This window comes from Janibacter corallicola NBRC 107790 (assembly GCF_001570965.1).
Taxonomy (GTDB): domain Bacteria; phylum Actinomycetota; class Actinomycetes; order Actinomycetales; family Dermatophilaceae; genus Janibacter; species Janibacter corallicola.
The window spans coordinates 36,442-58,961 of sequence record NZ_BCSR01000001.1; the positions used below are offsets into that span (position 1 = coordinate 36,442).

Annotated in this window: 24 protein-coding genes; 7 read left to right on the forward strand and 17 right to left on the reverse strand. The window is 68.8% G+C overall.

The features are described from left to right. Positions 1-97: 97 nt before the first annotated feature. Positions 98-1,423, reverse strand: coding sequence for a glycosyltransferase family protein (locus JCO01S_RS00185; RefSeq protein WP_068249248.1), 1,326 nt, complete (start codon positions 1,421-1,423; stop codon positions 98-100). Continuing rightward, positions 1,423-3,756, reverse strand: a complete 2,334-nt coding sequence (locus JCO01S_RS00190; protein ID WP_084342507.1) for a transglycosylase domain-containing protein — start codon at positions 3,754-3,756, stop codon at positions 1,423-1,425. Before JCO01S_RS00190 ends, JCO01S_RS00185 begins: the two co-directional genes overlap by 1 nt. 138 nt (positions 3,757-3,894) lie before the next feature. Between JCO01S_RS00190 and JCO01S_RS00195 the strand changes: the two genes are divergently transcribed. Genes JCO01S_RS00195 through JCO01S_RS00205 form a run of 3 tightly spaced genes read left to right on the forward strand, consistent with a single transcriptional unit; the run spans position 3,895 to position 5,865 of the window. Then, complete coding sequence (locus JCO01S_RS00195; RefSeq protein ID WP_245634285.1) at positions 3,895-4,515, forward strand: PadR family transcriptional regulator; 621 nt, start codon at positions 3,895-3,897, stop codon at positions 4,513-4,515. Further along, the gene (locus tag JCO01S_RS00200; protein ID WP_068249254.1) at positions 4,512-5,603 is read left to right on the forward strand and encodes an inositol-3-phosphate synthase; all 1,092 of its coding nucleotides are present in this window, start codon (positions 4,512-4,514) and stop codon (positions 5,601-5,603) included. The genes JCO01S_RS00195 and JCO01S_RS00200 overlap by 4 nt, the downstream gene beginning before the upstream one ends. Before the next feature lie 43 nt (positions 5,604-5,646). Further along, positions 5,647-5,865 (forward strand): biotin/lipoyl-binding carrier protein, encoded by a 219-nt coding sequence (locus tag JCO01S_RS00205; protein WP_068249256.1) that lies wholly within the window; start codon positions 5,647-5,649, stop codon positions 5,863-5,865. A 2-nt stretch (positions 5,866-5,867) separates the two neighbouring features. Here JCO01S_RS00205 and JCO01S_RS00210 read toward each other — a convergent pair whose 3' ends face one another. The 3 genes from JCO01S_RS00210 to JCO01S_RS00220 all read right to left on the reverse strand — a co-directional run bounded on the left by JCO01S_RS00210 (position 5,868) and on the right by JCO01S_RS00220 (position 8,351). Further along, entirely contained in the window at positions 5,868-6,890 is a 1,023-nt protein-coding gene (locus tag JCO01S_RS00210; RefSeq protein ID WP_068249258.1) for an FHA domain-containing protein, read from the reverse strand. A 2-nt stretch (positions 6,891-6,892) separates the two neighbouring features. Then, positions 6,893-7,684 carry a PP2C family protein-serine/threonine phosphatase gene (locus JCO01S_RS00215; protein ID WP_245634286.1) on the reverse strand — a complete coding sequence of 264 codons (792 nt, stop codon included), beginning with the start codon at positions 7,682-7,684 and terminating at the stop codon, positions 6,893-6,895. Between the two features lie 94 nt (positions 7,685-7,778). Beyond that, positions 7,779-8,351, reverse strand: a complete 573-nt coding sequence (locus JCO01S_RS00220; RefSeq protein ID WP_157074411.1) for a hypothetical protein — start codon at positions 8,349-8,351, stop codon at positions 7,779-7,781. Between the two features lie 168 nt (positions 8,352-8,519). On the opposite strand from JCO01S_RS00220, the gene JCO01S_RS00225 reads away from it, so the two are divergent. Next, entirely contained in the window at positions 8,520-9,605 is a 1,086-nt protein-coding gene (locus JCO01S_RS00225) for an OmpA family protein (RefSeq protein ID WP_084342508.1), read from the forward strand. Continuing rightward, the gene (locus tag JCO01S_RS00230) at positions 9,602-10,204 is read left to right on the forward strand and encodes a hypothetical protein (protein WP_068249264.1); all 603 of its coding nucleotides are present in this window, start codon (positions 9,602-9,604) and stop codon (positions 10,202-10,204) included. Before JCO01S_RS00225 ends, JCO01S_RS00230 begins: the two co-directional genes overlap by 4 nt. A 33-nt stretch (positions 10,205-10,237) precedes the next feature. Here JCO01S_RS00230 and JCO01S_RS00235 read toward each other — a convergent pair whose 3' ends face one another. The 5 genes from JCO01S_RS00235 to JCO01S_RS00255 all read right to left on the reverse strand — a co-directional run bounded on the left by JCO01S_RS00235 (position 10,238) and on the right by JCO01S_RS00255 (position 15,391). Next, positions 10,238-10,798: a hypothetical protein gene (locus JCO01S_RS00235; RefSeq protein WP_068249266.1), complete on the reverse strand. Its 561-nt coding sequence runs from the start codon at positions 10,796-10,798 to the stop codon at positions 10,238-10,240. A 17-nt stretch (positions 10,799-10,815) separates the two neighbouring features. Continuing rightward, the gene (locus JCO01S_RS15590) at positions 10,816-12,303 is read right to left on the reverse strand and encodes a hypothetical protein (protein ID WP_068249268.1); all 1,488 of its coding nucleotides are present in this window, start codon (positions 12,301-12,303) and stop codon (positions 10,816-10,818) included. Positions 12,304-12,554: 251 nt separating this feature from the next. Continuing rightward, positions 12,555-12,962: a hypothetical protein gene (locus tag JCO01S_RS00245; protein ID WP_068249270.1), complete on the reverse strand. Its 408-nt coding sequence runs from the start codon at positions 12,960-12,962 to the stop codon at positions 12,555-12,557. 208 nt (positions 12,963-13,170) lie between these two features. Continuing rightward, on the reverse strand, positions 13,171-13,881 hold the full coding sequence (locus JCO01S_RS00250; protein ID WP_157074412.1) for a hypothetical protein: 711 nt from the start codon (positions 13,879-13,881) through the stop codon (positions 13,171-13,173). A gap of 52 nt (positions 13,882-13,933) precedes the next feature. Then, positions 13,934-15,391, reverse strand: a complete 1,458-nt coding sequence (locus tag JCO01S_RS00255; RefSeq protein WP_068249274.1) for a CCA tRNA nucleotidyltransferase — start codon at positions 15,389-15,391, stop codon at positions 13,934-13,936. A 76-nt stretch (positions 15,392-15,467) separates the two neighbouring features. Here JCO01S_RS00255 and JCO01S_RS00260 point away from each other — a divergent pair, with 76 nt between their 5' ends. Then, a complete protein-coding gene (locus tag JCO01S_RS00260) occupies positions 15,468-16,550 on the forward strand; it encodes an OmpA family protein (protein WP_169796875.1) in 1,083 nt (360 codons plus the stop codon). Further along, positions 16,547-17,158 carry a hypothetical protein gene (locus JCO01S_RS00265; RefSeq protein WP_068249278.1) on the forward strand — a complete coding sequence of 204 codons (612 nt, stop codon included), beginning with the start codon at positions 16,547-16,549 and terminating at the stop codon, positions 17,156-17,158. Before JCO01S_RS00260 ends, JCO01S_RS00265 begins: the two co-directional genes overlap by 4 nt. A 14-nt stretch (positions 17,159-17,172) precedes the next feature. Here the strand turns inward: JCO01S_RS00265 and JCO01S_RS00270 are convergent, their stop codons facing one another. From JCO01S_RS00270 to JCO01S_RS00300, 7 genes are all read right to left on the reverse strand, one after another. Then, positions 17,173-17,562 carry a hypothetical protein gene (locus tag JCO01S_RS00270; protein ID WP_157074413.1) on the reverse strand — a complete coding sequence of 130 codons (390 nt, stop codon included), beginning with the start codon at positions 17,560-17,562 and terminating at the stop codon, positions 17,173-17,175. Between the two features lie 5 nt (positions 17,563-17,567). After that, complete coding sequence (locus JCO01S_RS00275) at positions 17,568-18,050, reverse strand: hypothetical protein (protein WP_068249281.1); 483 nt, start codon at positions 18,048-18,050, stop codon at positions 17,568-17,570. 50 nt (positions 18,051-18,100) lie between these two features. Beyond that, positions 18,101-19,510: a hypothetical protein gene (locus tag JCO01S_RS00280; RefSeq protein ID WP_157074414.1), complete on the reverse strand. Its 1,410-nt coding sequence runs from the start codon at positions 19,508-19,510 to the stop codon at positions 18,101-18,103. Positions 19,511-19,594: 84 nt separating this feature from the next. Then, positions 19,595-20,266 (reverse strand): pilus assembly protein TadG-related protein, encoded by a 672-nt coding sequence (locus JCO01S_RS00285; RefSeq protein WP_068249285.1) that lies wholly within the window; start codon positions 20,264-20,266, stop codon positions 19,595-19,597. A 64-nt stretch (positions 20,267-20,330) separates the two neighbouring features. Continuing rightward, complete coding sequence (locus JCO01S_RS00290) at positions 20,331-20,555, reverse strand: hypothetical protein (protein ID WP_157074415.1); 225 nt, start codon at positions 20,553-20,555, stop codon at positions 20,331-20,333. A gap of 121 nt (positions 20,556-20,676) precedes the next feature. Beyond that, on the reverse strand, positions 20,677-21,357 hold the full coding sequence (locus JCO01S_RS00295; protein WP_068249288.1) for a response regulator: 681 nt from the start codon (positions 21,355-21,357) through the stop codon (positions 20,677-20,679). Then, positions 21,354-22,517, reverse strand: a complete 1,164-nt coding sequence (locus tag JCO01S_RS00300) for a sensor histidine kinase (protein ID WP_068249290.1) — start codon at positions 22,515-22,517, stop codon at positions 21,354-21,356. The genes JCO01S_RS00295 and JCO01S_RS00300 overlap by 4 nt, the downstream gene beginning before the upstream one ends. Between the last annotated feature and the right edge of the window lie 3 nt (positions 22,518-22,520).

The window sequence follows — 22,520 nt, forward strand, 5'->3', positions numbered from 1 at the left end:
CGGGTCCGCATCGGGTGATGCGTGGACACCGGGCCGCGGGCAGGATATCCGCTGCGCTCCCTTCCCGCCAAAGCGTGCCGCGGCGGCAGGCCCCCCGTCAGGTCGTGGCCCTGGCCTGTGGACGGTCCTTGATCGGGAGCGCGGGTTGTGGACGGTTGGGCGGGGGGTTGTCGACCGGGGTGTACCAGATGCTCCACATGAGCAGCCCCCAGGCGATGGTCCTCCCGATGATGGCGACGGCGTACCAGGAAGGGGGCAGACCCTTGTCCGGGTCGGAGTCGAAACCGATGTAGAGCCACAGCGCGGCTGCGTGGCCGGCCTCGATCACCACGAAACCCAGGTGGGTGCGCCACGAGACCCCCGCGAGGATCGCGAGCGGCAACACCCACAGCGCCGCCTGGACGGGCACCGAGGGGCTCGTCAGCGCGACGAGCGGCACCGCGAAGGCCGCCACCTGCGCCCACGTCGCCGGACGCCAGGCCCGCGCCGCCATGATGATGACCGCCCAGATGGCCCAGCTCCACCCGATGAGGGAGAAGATCGGCGCGATGCGGTCCGGCAGCGGGTGCCCGACGAGCTCGGGGATGAAGAGCAGCGAGCCGTACCCCGGCTTCGAGTCCCACCAGGTCAGGAGCGGACCGCTGATCGCGTGCGGCTGCACGACGGCCACGAGCAGGAGCCCGGCCGCGGCGGTGGCGGCGGCCACGACGGCGGTGCGCACGGCCCCGCCGAGGTCGCCCCCGCGCCTGGCGGAGACGAGCAGCGCCAGGCCGACGACGAGCACCCAGGCATGGCCCAGCAGCGCCAGCCCGAGCACCACCCCGGCGGTGGCGCTCCGGTGCCGTCCGCGGGCGAGCATCGCCGCGATGACGAGGGTGACCACGAGCAGGTCCGGGGAGAGCAGCGTCGCGACGACATGGACCGGGCTGAGCGCCAGCTGCGTGGCCAGGTCCAGCCGGCGGGGCCGCAGCAGCCCGACGCACCGGACGATCAGCGCCGCGCAGACCGCGAGCACGATCGCCCACAGCAGGAAGTACACCCGGGTCTGCGCCAGCCAGCCCCCGTCGGGGACCATCCCACCGAGGAGGGCCATGAGTCCGGAGAGCAGCGGCATCTGCTCGGTGAGGGCCGCCCCGTCGAGCCATCCCGTGAGGCCACCGGTGAGGCCGGCCAGCTGGTACTGGGCGGGCAGGTCGGAGAAGCACATCCGCCAGAACTGCTCGTCGCCGTTCCAACCGTGGGCGATGCAGTGGCCCTGCCGCAGCACGGCGATCCCCATGGGCACCACCGTCATCGCCACGACGAAGGGGAGCAGCCGGCCCACCGACCGCTCCCGGGGCGAGGCGTGACGACCGAGCGGACCGCCGATGAGGGCATCGGCGTCCGGCGGCAGCAGGTCCGGGGGCACCGACTCCTTGGGCACTACCGCTCCTCCGACCGGTTCGTCCTGGCCTCGTCCGACGCCGGTGGCGGCGTCGTCAGTGTCGTCGTCGGTGTCGTGGGACGCGTCTGCGTGGGCGCGGGCGGGCTGGTGCTGCTCGACGTGGGGGGCGGCGTCGTGGTCGGGCTCGTCGAGGTGCTCGAGGTGCTCGTCGGCTGCTTCGTGCTGCTCGAGGAGGAGCTGCTGCTCGTGCTGGTCGTGGTCCTCGTGGTCCTCGAGGAGCTGGAGGTCGAGGACTTCGTCGTGCTCGTCCGGGTGCTCGTGCGCGTGGTCGGCTCACCAGTCGTCGTCGGCTCGGGGGTCGTGCTCGTCGGCAGCGGCGTCGGGGCGTCCGGTGGCGTGGAGCTGCGCGAGCTGGAGGTGACGTGCCCGGCCGGCGGCAGCTCCTTGACGGGCTCGCCCTCGAGCGCGCCGATCATGAAGTCGGTCCAGATGTCGGCCGGGATGGTCCCTCCGGTCACCTCGGCATAACCGCCGAGGTCCTCCAGCTGGTTGGCCTCCACGAGGCGCCCGTCGCCCTTGTACATCCCGACGGCCGCGGAGAGCTGGCCGGGGGTGAAGCCGTCGAACCAGGCGGCGTAGTTGCCCGAGGTGGTGCCGGTCTTGCCGCCGACGGGACGGTCCAGCTCCGCCACGGTCGGGTAGCCGGTCCCGCCCGGGGAGTCCACCCGGCTCATCGCCTGGATGGTGTCCCGGGCCACGTCCTGGGGGTAGACCCGCTCGACGTCCGGCTCGACCTCGTAGTCGAAGTCCCCCTCCACCGAGCTGATGTAGTACGGCTCGGCGTGACGTCCCTGGGCCGCGATCGTCGCGTAGGCCCCGGCCATGTCGATGACCCGGACCGCGTCGGTGCCGAAGACGTTCGTCGGGTCGCTCGAGAGCGGGATCCGCTTGTCGCCGTTCCACGCCTTGACCCCGGAGACCTTGGCGACCTCGGCGCTCTGCTTCGGGCCCACGGCGAGGTTGAGTCGGGCGAAGTAGGTGTTGATCGAGCGCTTCGTCGCCTCCCGCATGTCCACGGGCCCGTAATCCTGGTTGCCGTAGTTGACGATGCCACCCTCGCGCTGGATCTGCGTGGCGCCGGGGCCGTCATAGACGAAGGCGCTGTCGTAGTAGGGGCTGTCACCGCTGAAGGTCGTCGAGAGCGGCATCCCGTCCCGCAGCGCGGCGATGATCGTGAAGGGCTTCATCGTCGAGCCGGCCTGCATCTTGCCGTCGACGGCGGCGTTGAAGTAGCCCGAGCGGCCCTGCCCGTACGCCGCGCCGCCGTACATCGCCCGCACCGCCCCGTCACCGGGCTCGACCGCGGCCAGGCCGATGTGCACGTCCTTGGCGGCGGAGCCCTCGGGGCGGGCATCGTCGACGGCCTTGGCCGCGGCCTGCTGGGCGTCCTGGTCGATGGTCGTGACGATCTTGAAGCCGCCACGGGCGATGTCGGCCTCGGACAGGCCGACCTTGGTGCGCAGCTCCTCCCGGACCTCCTCGGTGACGAAGCCGATGTCATCGGAGCTGGAGTGCTGCCGGCGCGGCTCGTCGACCTTCGGGAAGGTCTGCCGGTCCCGCTCCGCGGCGGTCATCCACCCCTGCTCGACCATGCCGTCGAGCACGTAGTTCCACCGGTCCTCCGCCCGCTTGCGCTGCGCGTCGCCGAGGGACGGGTCGTAGAGGGAGGGGCCGTTGACGACGCTGGCGAGGAAGGCACCCTCGGAGACGGTCAGCTGGTCGACGTCCTTGCCGAAGTAGGCCTGCGAGGCGGTCTGGACGCCGTCGGCACCACGCCCGAAGTAGATCGTGTTCAGGTAGTTGGCCAGGATCTCGTCCTTGCTCAGCTGCTGGTCGATCTTGACCGAGATGAGCACCTCCTTGGCCTTGCGGACCAGCGTCTGGTCCTGGCTGAGGAAGTAGTTCTTCACGTACTGCTGGGTGATCGTCGAGCCGCCCTGCTGCGGTCCGCCGCTCACGGCGACCTTGACCGCCCGCAGGATGCCCGTCGGCGAGACCCCCTCGTTCTCGTAGAAGGAGCGGTCCTCGGCGGAGAGGAAGGCCCGCTGCACGGGCACCGGCACCTGATCCAGGTCGACCGACTCCCGGTTCACCGTGGCGATGCGGTCCATCTCGGTCTCGCCGTCGGCGTAGTAGAGGATCGAGGCCTGGGCCACCGCCCGGTCGTTGGGCTTCGGGATGTCGATGAGGACGTAGGCGATGACGACCGCCACGACCCCGATGAGCACCAGCCACAGCAGCCCCCACAGGCCCTTGCGCACCACCGCACGCACGCCACCGCGGCGCGGCCGCGTGCGCTTTCTCGGGGACATGGGCACCTCGGGTGGATCGGGCGGGAAGCAGCCCCCAGTATGACCTCTGTGGATGCACCTCGTGGGGGTCGCACCATATATCGGTTCGATACATCGGTAGAGTCCTCGGCGTAACCGAGGATCACGAAGGGAGTTCACGTGCGTCGTCGCGAGATGCTCGAGTTCGCCGTCCTCGGGTTGCTGCACGAGAGCCCCATGCACGGGTATGAGCTGCGTCGCCAGCTCAACAGCCGGTTGGGGGCCTTCCGGGCCCTCTCCTTCGGCACCCTCTACCCGTGCCTGGCCCGGTTGCAGTCCCAGGGTCTGGTCAGCCCCACCCAGGACTCCGCGGGCCGGGCCACCGGCCGGCGGCAGCGGATCACCTACCGGCTCACCGACGAGGGCCGCGCGGCCTTCGCCGACCGGGTCGACCGGGTCGATCCGGGCAGCTGGGAGGACGACGCCTTCGACGTGCGGGTGGCCTTCTTCGCCCGCACCGAGCGTGAGGTCCGCCTGCGCATCCTCGAGGGGCGCCGCGCGCGTCTCGTGGAGCGGATGGCCGTCATGCGTGAGGACCGGGCCGGCCTGGGGGTCATCGACTCCTGGACCGCCGCCCTCCACGCCCACGGTGAGGACGAGACCATGGCCGCGGTGCGGTGGCTCGATGAGCTGATCGCGGCCGAACGCAGCGGTCCGTCCGCGCGGCCCGGCACTCTCACCGACCCCAACCACCCCGCCTTCAACCCACCGGACCAGTCCGGCAGCAAGGAGAACCCATGAGTAGCATCCGCGTCGCGATCGTCGGCGTCGGCAACTGCGCGAGCTCGCTCGTGCAGGGCGTCGAGTACTACAAGGACGCCGACCCCGCCGGCACCGTCCCGGGTCTGATGCACGTGACCTTCGGCGACTACCACGTCTCCGACGTGCAGTTCGTCGCCGCCTTCGACGTCGACGACAAGAAGGTGGGCAAGGACCTCTCGGAGGCGATCAACGCCAGCGAGAACAACACGATCAAGATCTGCGACGTCCCCACGAAGGGGGTCGAGGTCCAGCGAGGGCACACCCTCGACGGCATCGGCAGGTACTACGCCGACACCATCGACGAGTCCTCGCAGCCGCCCGTCGACGTGGTGCAGGCCCTCAAGGACGCCGAGGTCGACGTCCTCGTCTCCTACCTGCCGGTCGGCTCCGAGGAGGCGGACAAGTTCTACGCCCAGTGCGCCATCGACGCCGGCGTGGCCTTCGTCAACGCGCTGCCGGTCTTCATCGCCTCCGACCCGGAGTGGGCCCAGAAGTTCCAGGACGCCGGCGTCCCGATCGTCGGTGACGACATCAAGAGCCAGGTCGGCGCGACGATCACCCACCGCGTCATGGCCCGGCTCTTCGAGGACCGCGGCGTCGTGCTGGACCGCACCTACCAGCTCAACGTCGGCGGCAACATGGACTTCAAGAACATGCTCGAGCGCGAGCGCCTCGAGTCCAAGAAGGTCTCCAAGACCCAGTCGGTGACCTCCAACCTCTCCGGCAGCCTCGCCGGCAAGAAGGAGGACCGCAACGTCCACATCGGCCCCTCGGACTACGTCCAGTGGCTCGATGACCGCAAGTGGGCCTACGTGCGGCTCGAGGGCCGGGCCTTCGGCGACGTCCCGCTGAACCTGGAGTACAAGCTCGAGGTCTGGGACTCCCCGAACAGCGCCGGCATCATCATCGACGCCGTGCGCGCGGCCAAGATCGGCAAGGACCGCGGCATCGGCGGCCCGCTCGTCTCGGCCAGCTCCTACCTGATGAAGTCCCCGCCGGAGCAGCGCGAGGACTCCGAGGGCCGGCGCCGCCTCGAGGCCTTCATCGCCGGCACCGAGGAGCGCTGAGACCCGCCACGTCGTGACTCGTGCCACGGATAGGATGCGTGGCATGAGTCACAGCGTGGAGTCGGAGCTGGTCGCCAACGTCCTCACGGTGCACGTGAGCACCGGGCAGTCGGTGACCGCCGGCGACGAGCTGGTCCTGCTGGAGTCGATGAAGATGGAGATCCCCGTCCTCGCGGAGTTCGCGGGGACGGTCACCGAGGTCAAGGTGACCGACGGTGACGTCGTCCAGGAGGGCGAGGTCCTCCTCGTCCTGGACGACTAGCGTCACTCCTGGCCGGCGACCTCGAGCACGAGGGAGACCCGGTCGGCGAGCGTGATCGTCGCGCCCGGCCCGATCGCGACCTCCTGACCGGCCTGCAGCGCCTCCGGCGTCCCGCCGGGGGCCGTGACGAAGGTGCCGTTCGTCGACCCGAGATCGCGCACGAGCACCCGCCACCCGTCGAGCACGACCTCGGCGTGGGTGCGGGAGATCTCGTTCTCCGGGCTGGAGATCCGGATCAGGTGCGGCTCCGAGGTGGCGTCCTCGCCGGCCTTCGGCGCGCGCCCGAGCCGGACGTCGCGGTCGAGCGTGACCGACTCCCCCGTGGAGAGGTGGAGGACCCCGAGGGACGGCCGGGCCGTCATCTGGGCCTGCTGCTCGGGGACCGCCTCGCGGCAGACCCGGCAGTTGCTGGCGTCCGGCGGGTTGGGGTGACCCTGGGAGCAGGAGACGGCCAGCACCATCGGCCCGGCCGGCAGATCGCCGGTGTCGTGGTGCGGTTCCTCCGCGCCCTGCTCGGGCTGGGGCTCCTCCTCGGCCCCTGGGACCAACAGCGGGCTGATCAGGTGGCCGTCGTGGAACTGGGGGTGCTCCGGGTAGGCGGCCTCGGACTGCTCCTCCGGGGCCTGGTCGTCCTCCGCGGCGTGCTCCGGGTGGCCGGCCGGGACCTCGGGTTCACCGCCCACCAGGGTGACCGACGCGACCCCGTCGTCGATGTCCTCCTCGCTCCACGGGCCGCGAGCGGGGGCAGCGACCTCACGCTCGGCCTGCCCCGCCACGCGGGCGAGGGCGCTGCCGCGGACGAGGAGCCGGCGGCTCCCTTCGTCGGCGATCGCGAAGTCCGGCGCGCGGCGGACACCACCGGTCGTCAGCTCGTCGGTGACCACGTCCACCGGGTCGTCCTCGGGCGCGGCCTCCAGGGCGGAGATGAGCCGGTCACGAAGGGCGTCATCCCCCTTCGCCAGGACGGACAGCCCACCCCGGGTGACCTCGATCCAGCCGACTCCGGCCTCGATCCTCGTCTCCATGCTCACTCCTCCCGGGTCCGGCCCTCGGGCGCCGGACCGGCCCCCTCGTCGAGGTCCACGACCACGACCGTCACGTTGTCACGCCCCCCGGCCTCGACGGCCGCGCGGACAAGGGCGTCCGCCGCCGCCTGCGGGTCGGGGTGCTCCTGCAGGATGTCACGGATGTCGCCGTCCTCGACCTCACCGGTGAGCCCGTCGCTGCACAGCAGGAAACGTTCACCCGGGAGCAACGGGAGGACCCAGGAGTCGGCGAGGTGGGCGTGCTGGGTCCCCAGGGACCGGGTGACGATGTTGCGGGCCGGGTGCACCCTCGCCTCCTCGGCGGTGATCACCCCCGCCTCGGTGAGCTCCTGGACCTCGGAGTGGTCGACGGTCACCTGGGTCAGCTCACCGCCCTGGAGGTGGTAGGTCCGGGAGTCCCCCACGTTGACCACCACCCAGTCCTCGCGCTCGCCGTCGCGGACGCGCACCAGTCCGGTCGCAGTCGTCCCCATGCCCCAGCGCTCTTCGTGCTGGGCCGCGGACTCCAGGACGCGGCAGTTGGCCTCGAGCAGCTGGGAGATCACCTTTTCGCGGCTGGGGGCGGACCCGACGAGCTCGCGCATGGCCTCGATGACGATCCCGCTCGCGACCTCACCGGCGGCGTGGCCGCCCATGCCGTCGGCGACGAGGAAGACCTCGCCCTCGGCGAGCGCGGCGTCCTCGTTGTGCGGGCGCACCCGACCCACGTCGGTGGCGAGCCCGGACCGCACGGTGGGGCCGGGCTCGTGGTTCGTCTGCGGCATCGCACTCATCTCATCATTCCTCCGTGCCGACACGGTGTACCACCATGTCGGCACCTCGATGGGCCCCGGCGGGCACCTGGGTCTCCGGACGCGTCCGTGGCGATCAAGCCTGCCACCTCGCCGACGCAGTGCGTGGGGCGTCCCGGAGCAACAGCACACCGACGACGGCGCCGCCGAGGCCCAAGAGGATGAAGAGCGGACCTGCGACCAGGACGGACGGCGTCACGAAGCCGATCGAACTGCCGAAGGTCCGCGGCTCGCCCACGGCCACCGTCGCCGAGTCGGGCAGGCCCGGGCACTCCATGCCGGGCCCGTCGTCGGCAAGGGAGACCTCGACGAGCGGGTACCAGGTCATCCCCTCGACGGTGACCTCCTCGCCGGTGGCGAAGAACAGGTCGTCGATCCGCAGGGTGTCGCCAGCGGCCTGTCCGGTGAGCCGGCACCCCGGGTCGGTGTCGAGGCCGGCGACGTCGACGTCGGCGTACACCGGGACGGAGTCACGCAGAAGGCCTCCCTGCGGGATGGTCACGACCTGACCACCGGCCACGGTCAGCTCAGGAGCGGAGCGGGCCTCGACCAGCATCCACGCCCCCGCCGCGAGGGCCAGGACACCGGCGATCAGCGCGCAGCAGCTGCCCAGGAGCAACACCGTTCCGACATACCGCCCGGCCCTCACGATCCTCTCCCTCCGTCCGCCGGTCCCTCCTACCAGCGTGTGCCCGGTGCATCAGCTGAAGGCCCTCGCATTGGGATGGTAGGTGAACGGGCGGGGGCGCGCATGAGCTCGCGGGCCCGGATCCACCGACGCTGCACGTGACGGGGCGGCCGCATACCCTGTCTTCCCATGCGACATCAGGGATCGATGTGTGCCCGATTGGCCGTGCTGGGGATGGTGACATCCGGCTTGGTGCTGGGTGGTGGGCCGGCTCGGGCGGCGCAGGAGCCGAAGGTGCCGATCCTCGGGCAGGGACTCAGCAGCTCGGACACCGCGACGAAGACCGACGTCAGCAAGGGGCTGGTCACGCTGCACGGCGTCCGGCGTGCCGAAGGGGCGACCGTCGTCTACTGGTCGTTGGGGTGGACTCCCGACACCACCGACAGCGAAAATGCCTCCTTGGTGGGGACCTGGGGGTACAACGCGGGCTTGGCGTGGCACAGCGAAGTCCACCAGCTGGGCGACGTGGCGGTCATCGACTCTCGGGCGATGAAGGCCTACACCCCGATCATCGGCCCGGACGACACGTGCAAGTGCAGTGACTCGTCGTACGCGCTCCCCGCTGACCCCAAGCCGGGCAAGGCCTACGTGATGCACGCGGTGCTCCCAGAGCTGCCCGAGGGCATTGACGAGGCGACGGTCAAGGTCGCCGGCAAGGTCTTCACCGACGTGCCCGTCGAGGACGGGCTCATGACCCCCGCCAAGCCCAAGGACGAACCGATCCTCGTCGGGAAGGGCTGGCCCAAGGTCAACCCGGCAGGCATCGACAAGGTCAAGAACCTCGAGAAGTTCATCTACCCGGTCTCCAAGAACTCGCAGATCCTCGACTCCGCCGTCGCCACCCGCGAGGAGGGTGCCCAGACCCAGATCGACATCGCCGCCGACGTCCTCTTCAACGTCGACAAGGCCACCCTCACCGGCAAGGCGAAGAAGGAGATCAAGACCGCAGCCGACCAGATCCGCAAGGCCAAACCCCAGGGAAAGGTCACCGTCACCGGCCACACCGACTCCGACGGGGCCAAGGACTACAACCAGGACCTGTCCGAGCGCCGCGCCGAGTCCGTCGCCAAGGAGATCAAGCCCCTCCTGCCGAAGGGAGTCACGGTCACCACCGAGGGCAAGGGCGAGAGCGAGCCCATCGCCTCCAACGAGACCGATTCAGGCAAGGCCAAGAACCGCCGCGTGACCATCACCGTCCCCGGAGGCGAGCAGTGACCCACACCATCACCCGCGCCACCCGCCTGACCGCCACCGCTGCCGCCGCCCTGCTGACCATCAGCGCCCTGACCGCCTGCAGCGACGACTCCCAGGACCCACCGGCGAGCAGCCAGAGCTCCCAGGACGACAACGACAAGAGCAGCGACAAGGACGAGGCCTCCGGCAAAGACGCCCCCGGCACCGACCAGTCAAAAGCCGTCTTCGACGCCTACACCCCGCCCAAGCCCGTCGGCTCCGCCACGAACAAGGACGGCGTCACATTCGACGTCTTCGCCGTGAAGGACACCGACGGCCTCACCGACCTGACCTTCCAGGTCACGAGCCCGGAGAGCGCCTCCGTGGAACTGGCGGGCTGGGACTGGTCCCAGTACCCGACACTCGCAACCAAGGGCAGCCAGACCGCGCTGCAACCCCTGACCGTCAACCGCCTGTTCCGCAGCGACATCGAAAAAACCTGCATCTGCAGCGGACAGCTGCACATCTCACAGGCGCCGAAGGTCCAGCACGTCCTCTACGAACAGCTGCCCGATGACGTGGACGAGGTGAAGGTCCGGTACTCGGGCTTCGCCCCCATCACGGTCAAGGTCACCGACTGACTCCTGCGCGAGTCATCCAGGACCAGCGGCACCTCACGACTCGTCCACCGGCTTGCCGTCCGTGTCGAGCACCACGTCCGAGTGCTCGTACTCCAGCGAGTCCTTCACGTGGGTGATCAGGTCATCATCCGCCTCCGTCCCGGAGACGGTCACGATGACGGTGGTCGGGGGCTGACTTTGGCCCACGGCGATCCACGCCCCCGTGGCCGGCTTCCCTTCGTCCTTGTAGCTGAACTCCTGGAACAGAGCCGTATCGGCGCCCTCGACCTCGATGTCCTGGACCTTGCCCGGGGTGAAGCCCTCCATCTGCCTGTTCGCCGCGAACTGCATGTTGCCCAGCGCGGATGAGAGGATGCGGGAGTTGTCGTACGGGTCGGCGACCTGCACGCTGACCCCGTCATCTCTGACTGCCAGGTTCCACTTCTCGCTGGCGCCCTCACCCTCCGTGAAGCCTTGGGGCACCTCCAGCGTCAGCCGGTCTCCCTCAAGCCGCTTCCACCCGTCGCTCGGGGCATCCGAGCACGCCGACACCGCGCCGGCACTGACGAGGAAAGCGGCGAGCGCGGCGGCGGCCCGGACTCGGGGGGCTCGCATAGTCACATCTTCCTCACTCACGGTAGGCAGTCGGTGTCGGGGACCATCTCGCGGCTCCCCCCGGAGGGTGCCCCAAGATACGCGGCGTAGACGGCATCCGAGCTGCTGGAGGACCCCGAGAAGTCGAACCCCAGCTTGAGGCCCACCTTTACCTCGGCAGCCAGCCCCGCGGTGTCAGTCACCCCTTCCCGGGTGATCGCCGAGACGGTGGCGCGCTCGTACATCAGCTGACTGAACGGGTCCGAGCCCCTGTGGGCAGGGTTGACCGCCCCCATCGGGACAGTCCCTGGCCACTCGTAGCCGCTGCCGTCACCGCCCATCCAGTTCTGGACGACGTCCACATCCTCGTCGTAACCGGGAGCGTCCGGGTCGAGGGTGAGCTTGGTCTCCGTCACCGTGGCCGTGGTGTCCTGTGACGATGCGAAGACCGAGCCGGACCCGGAGTTCGCGTCGTCATCGGTGCCGTCCTTGGCCCCCGCATCGAGGCTGGTCCCGCCGTTGATCGCCCCCTTGCTCGTCGTGACGATGGCGACCTCGATGATGCGGCCCTGGGCGTCCTCGGTGATGGCCATACTCATCCCCTCCGTGTCACCCAGGCCCATGTCCCCGGACCAGATGTCCGAGGAGACACTCGGAGTGATCGACATGTCCACCGTGTAGGTCTTCGTGTCGTCCTCACCGGTCTCGGTCCCGTTCGTGTTCGTCGTCCTGACCCAGTGGGCGTCCGCAGCCACCGAGCCCGCGACGGCGTTCGCCTGCAGGTTGGACCCGGTCCCGTCGTCATTACCTGTCAGGTCGACCCCGAGCTGGCCCTGCCCTTCGCCGGCGACTCCGACGTCGACGGAGGTCGAGTCCGGAGGCGGCAGCGGGTCAAGGGGATCGATGACGTCTGCCACCAGTCCGCCGTGGCCAGGCATGCGGTAGGCGCGGTCGCGCATCCGGTGATCGCGCAGCAGGTCCTCGAAGTTCTCGGCGGCCTTGCGATTCTCGGCCGGGTCACCGTCATCGAACGTCCAGGTGTCGCCGGAGCCAAGGGTGACACCACCGCCGAAGTCGACGGACCCCCCGAGCTCGACGCCTCCACCCGTCCGGAGCTCGGCCCCGGCACCTCCGGAAGCACCCAGCCCCGCCCCGTCGGTGGCCGTGAGGGTCACGCTGCCGTCGCTCATCTCCTTGCGCACCAAGCCCGCGTCCTCCCCGATGTCGATGAATCCGATCGAGACGGTCGAGTTGTAGCCTTCGCCCGACTGACTCACGGTGCAGGCTCCTGGTTGGAAGTCCGAGTCCTTCGGCGGGGCGGTGCGGTCCCCCTCGCCGCCCCCTGCACAACCGAGATCGGTGTCCAGGATCGTGCCGACGGCCCGGCACGTGGCGGCCCGAACGTCGGCCCCCCTGGGAGAGAGCGCCACGAAGACGGCACCCGCCACGAGGGCGGCGATGACGATGATGGCGACGTACTCGAGGCCCGACGCACCGCGCTCGGTGGTGTGCCCTCGCCCCTGCATGTGTCCCCTCCGAATCGCCCGCCGACGGTCGGCGATGTCTCGTCCGCACAGACTACGAAAGGAGGCCCCGAAAACCGAAGGGACCACGGGCCCTCCCCGGACCCAAGCCGGTGGGCCCACGGACCCACCGGGGAGGCGCGACATGAGCCGGACCTGGTTGCCTTCGTCCCACGAGGCACGTGAGCGCCGCGCAATCGGTGACCACCGGTGACGCCCTCCAGGACGGCAACGTCACCGGTCGACCTGCAGAATTAACGCAGCCGCTGAGTCTCGTCGCGTGCCGGTCTAGCGCGCAGCCACCGGATGACGAAGACCATCACGCCTGCGGCGACGAGGGTGCCGAGCATCTGGGGGATCGCGCGCGACCAATCCTCGGGGATGTCCGAGTACAAGAGCAGCGACACCACGAAAGCCACGACCGAGGCCGACACAGTCGACGGGGCGAACCAGCCACTGGCCGCGCCGATCGCGGCCCCGATGAGGGAGTAGCCGACGATGAACTGGGTCGTCAGGGTGGACGTGTCTTCGATGGCCAGGATCACGGACACGACGGCGAACAACGTGATCAAGCCCGCGACGATGGCCGCCACGAGTGCCACCGCCACTCTCACGACGCCCCCTTCCTCATCCGCCGGCTTTTCGTCCTCGTCCACCTGCACCTCCGAGTGCTCGTACTCACGGCTTCCCCCACCTCACGGGGTGCACTTGTGTAGGGCCCATCGCTCAGGTACCGCCTGCCGGTGTTCCAAGATACTGGGGGAGACGACCGCTGCATCGCTGGCGGACCCGGAGTAGTCGAACTCGACCTTGAGAGGCGCCGCCATCTCGGCGCCGAGCGCTCCGCCGAGTCCCCTGACGCGTCCTCGGTCAGACTACTTTGAAGGTCGACATCACCTGGGCGAGCTTTTTCTTCTCGAGGGTCCCCTCGGGCGCGACGGCGAGGACATTGATGATGAGGTCGGGGTCAACCTGCACCATCAGTTGCCACGTCTCCTGAGTCCCGCCGTGGCCTCCACGAATCGGGCTCATCCACTGGACGAGCACCGCAGGTTTCTCCACACCCGGCCAGGTCAGCTGCGAGCGCACCGGCGGTTTCTCGTTCTCAACCGCCTTGCTCTCCACCAGCACCTGGGAAAGTGGCATGACACCGGCCGTTGGCTTGACGTCGCGCACCACCGCCACTCGGGCCGGGTCTGAGGCCTTCCCCGAGGCACCCGGGGCGTCGAAGAGGTACATCGTCGTCCCGTTGGAGGCCTTCTCCGTGTCCTCCCGGAAGGAACCGGGCACGCCGATGGTGAATCCCTCGCCCTCGACCGTGCGCCACCGCGTCGGTACGTCGGACGGTTCGAGGGAGGCGGTGGGAGTCTCCGTGGGGGTGAGCTCTCCATCGGCCGAGCCCCCACTCGGGCTTGCAGCGTCGCCGTCACCCGAGTCGCTTGACCCATCTGATTCACTCGAACCGCCCGAGGCGTCGGAGCCGGAACCGTCGGAGCAGCCCGTCACGACACCGGTGAGCGCCACGCCAGCCGCGGCGAGCACCGCCCGCCGGGGACGATCGGTCACGTCGCTGAAGTCCATACGGTCAACCCTGCCATTTCTGCAGTGGGAGTGGCCGTTCACGTTGTCCTCCCTACTCGGCCTCGCCACCCCACCAGCTCCACAGCCGCTCCGCGGCTGCCTCCTTGCCGATCGGCCCCTCGTCGAGACGCACCTGCAGCAGGTACTTGTAGGCCCGGCCGAGCTGCGGACCCGGCTCGATCCCCAGGACCTCGCCGATCTCGTGCCCGTCGAGCTCCGGACGGACCCTGTCCATCTCCTCCTGCTCGGCCAGCACCTCGATCCGCTCCTCGAGGTCGTCATAGGCGCGCCGCAGCCGGGCGGCCTTGCGCTGGTTGCGGGTGGTGCAGTCCGCCCGGGTGAGCCGGTGCAGCCGCTGCAGCAGCGGGCCGGCGTCGGTGACGTAACGGCGCACCGCGGAGTCGGTCCACTGACCGTCGCCGTACCCGTGGAAGCGCAGGTGCAGCTCGACGAGGCGGGCGACGGACTTGGTCGTCTCCTTGTCGAAGCGCAGGGCCTTGAGGCGCTTGGCGGTCAGCTTCGCGCCCACGACGTCGTGGTGGTGGAAGGAGACACCGCCGCCGGCCTCGAAGCGCCGGGTGCGCGGCTTGCCGACGTCGTGCATGAGGGCCGCGAGCCGGAGAACCAGGTCCGGGCGCGGGACGGGGTGGTCCTCGGCCCCGGCCGGGCCCTCCAGGTCGATCGCCTGCTGCAGCACGGTCAGCGAGTGCTCGTAGACGTCCTTGTGCCGATGGTGCTCGTCGATCTCCAGCCGAAGGGCGGGCAGCTCCGGAAGCATCCGCTCGGCCAGACCGGTGTCCACGAGCAGCCGCAGCCCGGCGACGGGGTCCTCGCCGAGCACGAGCTTGGTCAGCTCGTCCCGGATCCGCTCGGCCGAGACGATCTCGAGGCTGTCGGCGGCAGCGGTCATCGCCTCGACCACCTCGGGCGAGGGCGTGAGCCCCAGCTGGGCGACGAAGCGGGCGGCCCGCATCATCCGCAGCGGGTCGTCGCTGAAGGAGACCTCGGGGGCCGAGGGGGTGCGCAGCCGCTTCGCGGCCAGATCCAGCAGGCCACCGTGGGGGTCGACGAGCTCGAGGTCGGGCAGACGCAGCGCCATCGCGTTGACCGTGAAGTCCCGCCGCACCAGGTCATCGTCGAGGTTGTCCCCGAAGGCGACGACCGGCTTGCGGGTGGTCCGGTCGTAGGCATCGGCCCGGTAGGTGGTGACCTCGACGATGTCGTCGCCCTTGCGGGCGCCGATGGTGCCGAACTCCCGGCCCATGTCCCAGGTCGCATCGCCCCACTCGGCGAGGATCGCCTCGGTCTCCTCGGGGCGGGCGGAGGTCGTCAGGTCCAGGTCCCCACTCGTCCGCTCGAGGAAGGCGTCACGGACCGGCCCACCCACGAGGGCCAGCTCGTGGCCCCCCTTCGCGAAGGCCGTGCCGAGGTCGCCGAGCAGCGGGATCACCGGGGCCAGATGGGCCACCGCGCCACGGAGGATCTCGGGGGGCAGTGCAGGGGTGGACATGGGGACACAGAGTACGCGGCCGACCCACGCGGTCAGTTCCTGCGCTGCGAGGTCTGGATGTATATCGTGTCGTGCCATGCGACATCAGGGAACGACGATCGCACGACTTGCCGTGCTCACCGCCGTGACCGGCGGCCTCGTCCTCGGAGGAGGTCCGGCTCAGGCAGCGCCGGAGCCCGAGGTACCGATCCTCGGTCAGGGTGTGGGGCGCTCGAAGCTCGGTCCCGGGCCCGTCCTCGTATCCCTGCACGGAGTCCGCCGGGCCGGCGACGCCACCGTCGTCTACTGGTCCACCGGCTACGCCCCCGACGCCAGGACCGGGGACAACGTCGACATCACGACGTCTTTCGGGGGCGCAACGGTCGCCGCCTCCCGCGACAACCTCGACCCGACGGCCGACACCTCCGACGTGGCCGTCGTCGACATGAAGGGGCAGAAAGCCTACACCACGGTCTTCGGGCCGAAGGACACCTGCCTCTGCAGCGACTCCTCCGCTGTCCTCCCCTACCAGCCCGAGGCGGGCAAGGCGTACGTGATGTACGCCGTGTTGCCCAAGCTGCCCGACAACCTGAATACGGCGACAGTCAAGGTCGCGGGGAAGGTCTTCCCCCACGTCCCGATCGAGGACGGCGAGATGACGCCGGAGAAGCCCCGGAACGGGCCGACCCTCGTTGGGAAGGGCTGGCCCAAGGCCGACCCCGAGCGCGTCGACAAGGTCAAGAACGTCGAGAAGTTCATCTACCCCGTTTCGGAGAACTCCAAGATCCTCGACTCCGCTGTCGCGACCCGCGACGAAGGGGACCAGACCCAGATCGACATCGCCGCCGACGTCCTCTTCAAGTTCGACAAGGCCAGCCTGTCCAGCAAGGCCAAGAGCGAGATTAAGACCGCCGCCGTACAGATCCGCAAGGCAGAGGCCGAGGGCACCATCACGATCACCGGTCACACCGACTCCGACGGCGCCGATGGCTACAACCAGAAGCTGTCCGAGCGCCGTGCCGAGTCCGTCGCCAAGGAGATCAAGCCCCTCCTGCCGAAGGGAGTCGACGTCACCACCGAGGGCAAGGGCGAAAGCGAGCCCATCGCCTCCAACGACTCCGATGAGGGCAAGGCCAAGAACCGCCGCGTGACCATCACCGTCCCCGGAGGCAACAAGTGACCCCCACCCCCCGCGCCACCCGCCTCGCCGCCACGGCCGCCGCGGCACTACTGGCCATCGGTGGCCTGGCCGCCTGCACCGACGACTCGCAAGACCCACCGTCGAGTAACCAGGACTCCGGCGACAGCTCCACGAACGACAGTCAAGACGACGCACCCGGAACCGACCAGTCCAAGGCTGTTTTCGACGCCTACAGCACGCCGAAGCCGCTCGCGTCCACCACGAACAAGGAAGGCATGACCTTCGACGTGCTCGAGGTGAAGGACACTCCCGACGGGACGCTGCTGAGCTTCCGGATGACGGACGACGACATCACCCAGCTCGATCTGGCGGGGACGGAGTGGGCCAGCTACCCCGTACTCGCCGACAAGGACTCCGGGACGGCCTACCAGCCCATCACCCTCCAACAGACCGCCTTCGCGGGCGAGGATGAGCAACGCATCTGCCTCTGTACGGCCCGGGTGCTCGCCAGGGAGGACGCCATGCCCCAGTACGTCCTCTACGAGTCACTCCCCGACGACCTGGACAAGGTCCAGGTCCGCTACGAGGCAACCAACTCCATCGTGGGTCGCGGGTTCGAGCCGGTCACGGTCAACGTGAGCCGCTGAGGCGGCTCTAGGGCTCAGCGGAGCCGTCCGGCAGGGTCCCGTCGTGTCCGCGCGAGCACTCGTGATGATCCCAGGGCGAGGACTCCGTGCACCACGGTCAGCAGGATGGCCACCACCACCCAGCCAAGCACGACCTGCAGCACACGGCCTGAAGGAGTCGCGGGACTCATCCACAAGCCCACCACGACCGCAGTCAGCGCGGCCGAAGACCCAGCAGTGCCGAACCGCGTCAACGGCGTGTCGTGCGGTCGGGCACCGGCGGCGAACAGCCCAGCGACCACGGCGGCCGGCACCGACGAGACGAGTGGGATGACCAAGAAGGTCCGTTGCACCAGGAGCATCACGATCACTCCCAGCACGACGGTGACGACAATGGTGCCCGTACGGCTGCGCAGTTGGGTCATCAAGGCTACTCGTTCGTGCTCTTCTCGAACTGCAGGCTCTCGATGATCGAGGTGACCGCGGCGGCGTCCAAGGACTTCCCGGTCAACGCGATCACAGCGGTGGACGGATCCGGCCATTGCCCAGCGATGACCCAGCACCCCTCCTTCGCCACTCCATCATCGGTGTAGGTGAAGTCGCCCCGCATGGATGTGTCGGCCCCCTCCACCTCAATGTCAGGCTGGTGCACACCCTGGCTCTGGTAGTCCTGTAGACCGAGCGTCGCCGGCAGGTCCAGCCGTCCGTAGGCGGCCGAGGCGGTCGGGTCGTCGCTGAACGTCCCCGAGATCTGCAGCTCGAGTCCATCACCGACAAACTTCTTGTCCCACTTGCCGCTGGCCTTCTTCTCCGTCCACCCCTTCGGGACGGTCACGGTCAGATGCCCCACCGTGACCTTCTGCCCGCTGCCGCCATCCGAGCAAGCAGTCAGCGCAAGGGCAGCGCTCGCCATGAGCAACCCCCTTCGTCCCAGCGCCTTACTCGATCCTCTCGACATCTGCATCACTCTACGCAGTCGGTGTAGTCCAGCACGGGCCGCGTGCCGTCGGGCCGCGGGGCTCCCAGATAGGTGGCCTCGGTGGCCGTGGTCTCCTCGGAGGCCATGCTGAAGTCCGCCCCGAGCGCCAGGCCGAACTTGACGTTGAGACCGAACTGCTGGGTGTCACTCACATGGTCGTAGGCAATGCTCGTGCTCGTCGCCTGCTCGTACAGCATCTGGCCGAAAGGGTCGTCCGGGGCGACGGTCGACGGGTCCAGCGCATTCATCGGCAGGACGCCGGGCCATTCGTGGTTGCCATTCCCACCGAGCCAGTCGGTGACCGTCTTCTGCTCCTGCGCGTTCTCGGGGTCGACGGGCAGCGTCGTCTCCTCCACCACCATGTCGCCCTCGGTCGTGCCCGAACCGGCACTCCCGCCACCGGCCTTCTTCCCTTTGCCCTTGCCCTTGCTCGCTCCACCATCGGCACCGGCCCCGTCGCTGTCAGTCACCTCTGAAGTCGTGGTGATCTTGACCTCGGTGACACGGCCCTTGGCGTCCTTGGTGATCGACATCGACATGCCCTGGACCGATCCCGTACCGCCGGTCTTGAGACCAATCTGGCCGGTCAGCTCGGAGTTCAGCTGCAGGTCCGTGACATAAGTTCTCGTGTCATCCGACTCGTCATCGGCAGTTCCCTTGTTGTCGCTTGTCGTGACCCACTTGCCCGAGGGTTTGATCGAGGCAGCGACACCCTGCGTTGTCATCTCCGCCTCGGTCATCGGAGACTTACCGCCCGTGGCGGAGATCCCCAGGTCGCCGTTCACCTCACCGGTGACCTTTACGCCACTGAAGGTTGTCGAGGGGACAGGCGGGGGATCCGCACCCGTCGTCGGCCTCGGCATGCAGATTCCACCGCCGCACGCCGGGTGCTTCATGGCCCACTGGTCGTAGAGATAGTCGTCCAGCTGCTCCCGGAACTGCTCGGCCTGATCGGCATCCTTGAAGGACCAAGTACTCCCATAATCGAACTCGACACCCCCACCGAAGTCCACACGAGCTCCCGCCGAGCCGGATCCCCATGAGGCGTCGGCCCCGAACCCGCCAGTGGCGCCCAGAGAACCACCATCCGTCGCGGTCATGGTGACGCTTCCATCGCTGTACTCGGTCACGACGAAGCCGGCGTTCTCACCAATCTCGATAAAGCCGATCTTGACGACCGAGCTCGTCTTCTCGCCCTTCTTGTGCACGGTGCACTTGTCAGGTTCGAAGTCTGCGTCATCGGGCGGCGCCGACCCGTCGTCCTTGGCTGCGCACCCCAAGTCCGTCTGCAGGATGGTCCCCACGGCCCGGCACACGGCCCCGCGTACGTCGTTACCCGCTGGGCTGATGGCCAAGAAGACGGCGCCGGCAATCATCGCGGCAATGATGATCATGCCGACGTACTCGGGCGCGCTGGCCCCACTTTCGGGCTTGCGCGAAGCACCCTTCACTGCGGTTCCCCCCCGCTGATGGCCGACTCAGTCCACGAGAGAGGGCTCGTGGTCGCCGAGCGCGATGTCGCCGGCGTCGATCTTGATGTCACCGTCGTCTCCCGGCCAGATCACCGGGATGTCGAGGTCACCGCACGCAACCTCGTCCTCCTCCGGTGGTTCCTTCGTCGGCGAGGGGGAGCGCTTCGAGGGTGACGGCTTCGTCGGAGAGGGCCTCGAAGTGGACGACGAGGGACTGGGCGTCGGAGGCTCCAACGGTTCGCAAGGGCCAAGGGCCACACCGAGTTGCGCCACCGCCTGACGTTCCTCGTGCTCCCCCGACTCGAGGCGGTCATGGCTGCGCACCGTGACGTGGACCTCGTCATTGGCCGGGTAGTAGCAGTAGCTCACGAGGTTCGCGCCGTTCCGGTCGGCGAACTGGCTCGCCTTCTCCTGACCCAACCCACACGGGATCTCGCGTCCGTTCTTGATGGCGCTGACGATCTGACCGGGCGCCTCGTGCAGCACCGCCTGGGCACCGGCCAGTGCCGCCGCATCCGCACTCCGCTGCAGCTCACCGGCCTCATCGGTGGCCTTGCTCAGCCGGATACCGACCGTCATGGCAAAGGCCAGCAACAGGACGGACACCAGGACGACCACTGCGGTCGCCACCTGTCCGGTCTCCCGATCGTCCCGCTCCATCTCCCACTCCCGACTCATTGCGAAAGTCGGGGTCAGGACGCCCTGAATCGTCCCGACCCCGACCTCGATCAGAGCTTGTCGATCACTTGCCGCTGCCCGTGAGGATCTTGGAGATCGCGCTCGACACCTTCTCCCCGATCGCCTGGTCCTTGACCGCGGTCCACACGGCACCGACGATCAGGGCGGCGATCAGGATCATGCCGACGTACTCGAGGGCCGAGGCTCCACGGCTCCGGTCACCCATGCGCTCACCGAGCACGTGCATCGTGGTCGTGTACTTGGCTGCCATCCGTGCGGTCATTGTCATGCTCCTTGCTTCTTGGTCTGTGGTCGCGACCCCTCCGGGCCCTTCCCCTGCTGACACCCATGAATTTACGGAACTCGAACGCACAGTCGCAGGGCCCGAAGGCCCATTCCCGGGCCCAAGTTCAGCGTGGGCCCCTGGGCCCACGCCTGTCCCGCCAGAGAACGATCGCCTCGGCCCGAGTGCTCGTTCCCAGCGCCGCGAAGATCGCGTTGATGTGGTTCTTGACGGTCTTCTCGGCCACGAAGAGCTCCCCTGCGATCTGACCGTTGCTGCGGCCCGCAGCCACGAGATCCATCACCTCCACCTGTCGGGCACTCAAGCCCGGAACATCGGCAGGTGACGTTGCTCCCTCCACGACAGGGGGTTGTGCCGGACTGGCCACACCGCCACCGCGCAGGGCCGACAGCGCCGGCCCGCTGAAGGCGCCGCCGCCGCCGACGCACTGCCGGATCATCGAGGCCAAGGTGTCCGCGTCGAAGGTTCCGTGGACGAGATATCCCGACGCTCCCTCACGGAGAGCCCCCTGGATCGTGGCCGGTTCGTCGCTGAAGGTCAGCATGATCACTGTGGCTCGACTGCTCAGCTCGGCCACGACGGACAGCCCATCCCTTCCGGGCATGCGTACGTCCAGGAGGACGCAGTCGGCCCGGTGGGTTGCGACCGTGCAGAGAGCCTCGTCCGCGCTGCCTGCCTCGGCGACGACGCTCAGGTGCTCCTCCACGTCCAGGAGTGCCCGCAGGCCCGCTCGCACGATCGGGCTGTCGTCGACGATGACGACCCCGATCTCGTTCGTTCGACTCATGACTCGATCAGCCCTTCCCTATGGACTCGCAGGATCACGCGAGTTCCCCGGCCGGGTGAGGAGTCAACATCCGTCGTACCACCGACACGGGCCATCCGCTCCCGGATCCCGCTGAGACCGTAGTGCCCGGCCGCCCGGGCCCGCTCGCCTTCCTCAGGCGCCATACCCGTGCCGTCGTCGGCCACCGTGACGAGCAGCCGGTCGCCGTCCTGAACCTCCATGGTCAGCCGGGTCTGACACCGTCCGGCGTGTCTGTGCACATTCTCGAGGGCCTCGGTCACGCAGGCGAGCACCTCGTATCGGATGGCCTCGTCGGCAGTGTCCACGCCGTCCGGGATGTCCAGCGTCAGATCACGGCCGGTGCGCCTCTCCCACGCGAGTGCTACCTGCACCAATGACACCGAGAGTGGTTCCTCCGAGGTGCGCTCCCGCAACGAACCCATGACGACCCGCAGCTCGTGGACGGCCTGGGTACCAGCAGACTGCAACTCCCGTGCAGTCTCGACCGCCCGTGGCGCATCCCGCTCGATGAGAGTCGGCAGAGCGGCAGCCGTCAGGACGAGCCCTTGGATCGTCTTGGCCAGAGAGTCGTGCAGCGTGCGCGCGAGCGTCGTCCGCTCGCCCACGGCGGCGTTACTCGCCACCGCATCGTGGACCACGCGTTGCGCGGCTGCCTCGCTCTCCACCGTCCGACGGATCGTCAGCCCCAGATACCACAGCGAGACGTAGACGAAGGGGAGCACGATCACCGATATGAAGAGCTGCTCCTGGGGCAGGGCCTTCGACGTCAGGGACAAGAGGTACAGCCCCACGAGGCTCACCGTCACCAGCACCCCCGCCCAGAGGTCGACCCACAACCCGAGGAGCAGAGCACTGGGTAGAAGGACCAACACGTAAGGACTGTCGACGCCGCTCAACGCCGCGGGTGCCGTGACGATGAACAGGTCGAGCAGGGCCAGACTCGGGTGCCGCTGGACGACGTGCAGCAACTCGCGACGAGTGAGACCGGCGTAGGACGTTACGCCGGCCACGCAGATGCCGACGGCGATAGCCGGCCCAAGCGGTCGGCCCACGGATGCCAGCAGGATCATCAGCAGGCCCGCGAGCCGGACCACGAGTGCGGCCTTGGTGATCGTGGTCAGGACGTGCGAGTAGCCCATTCC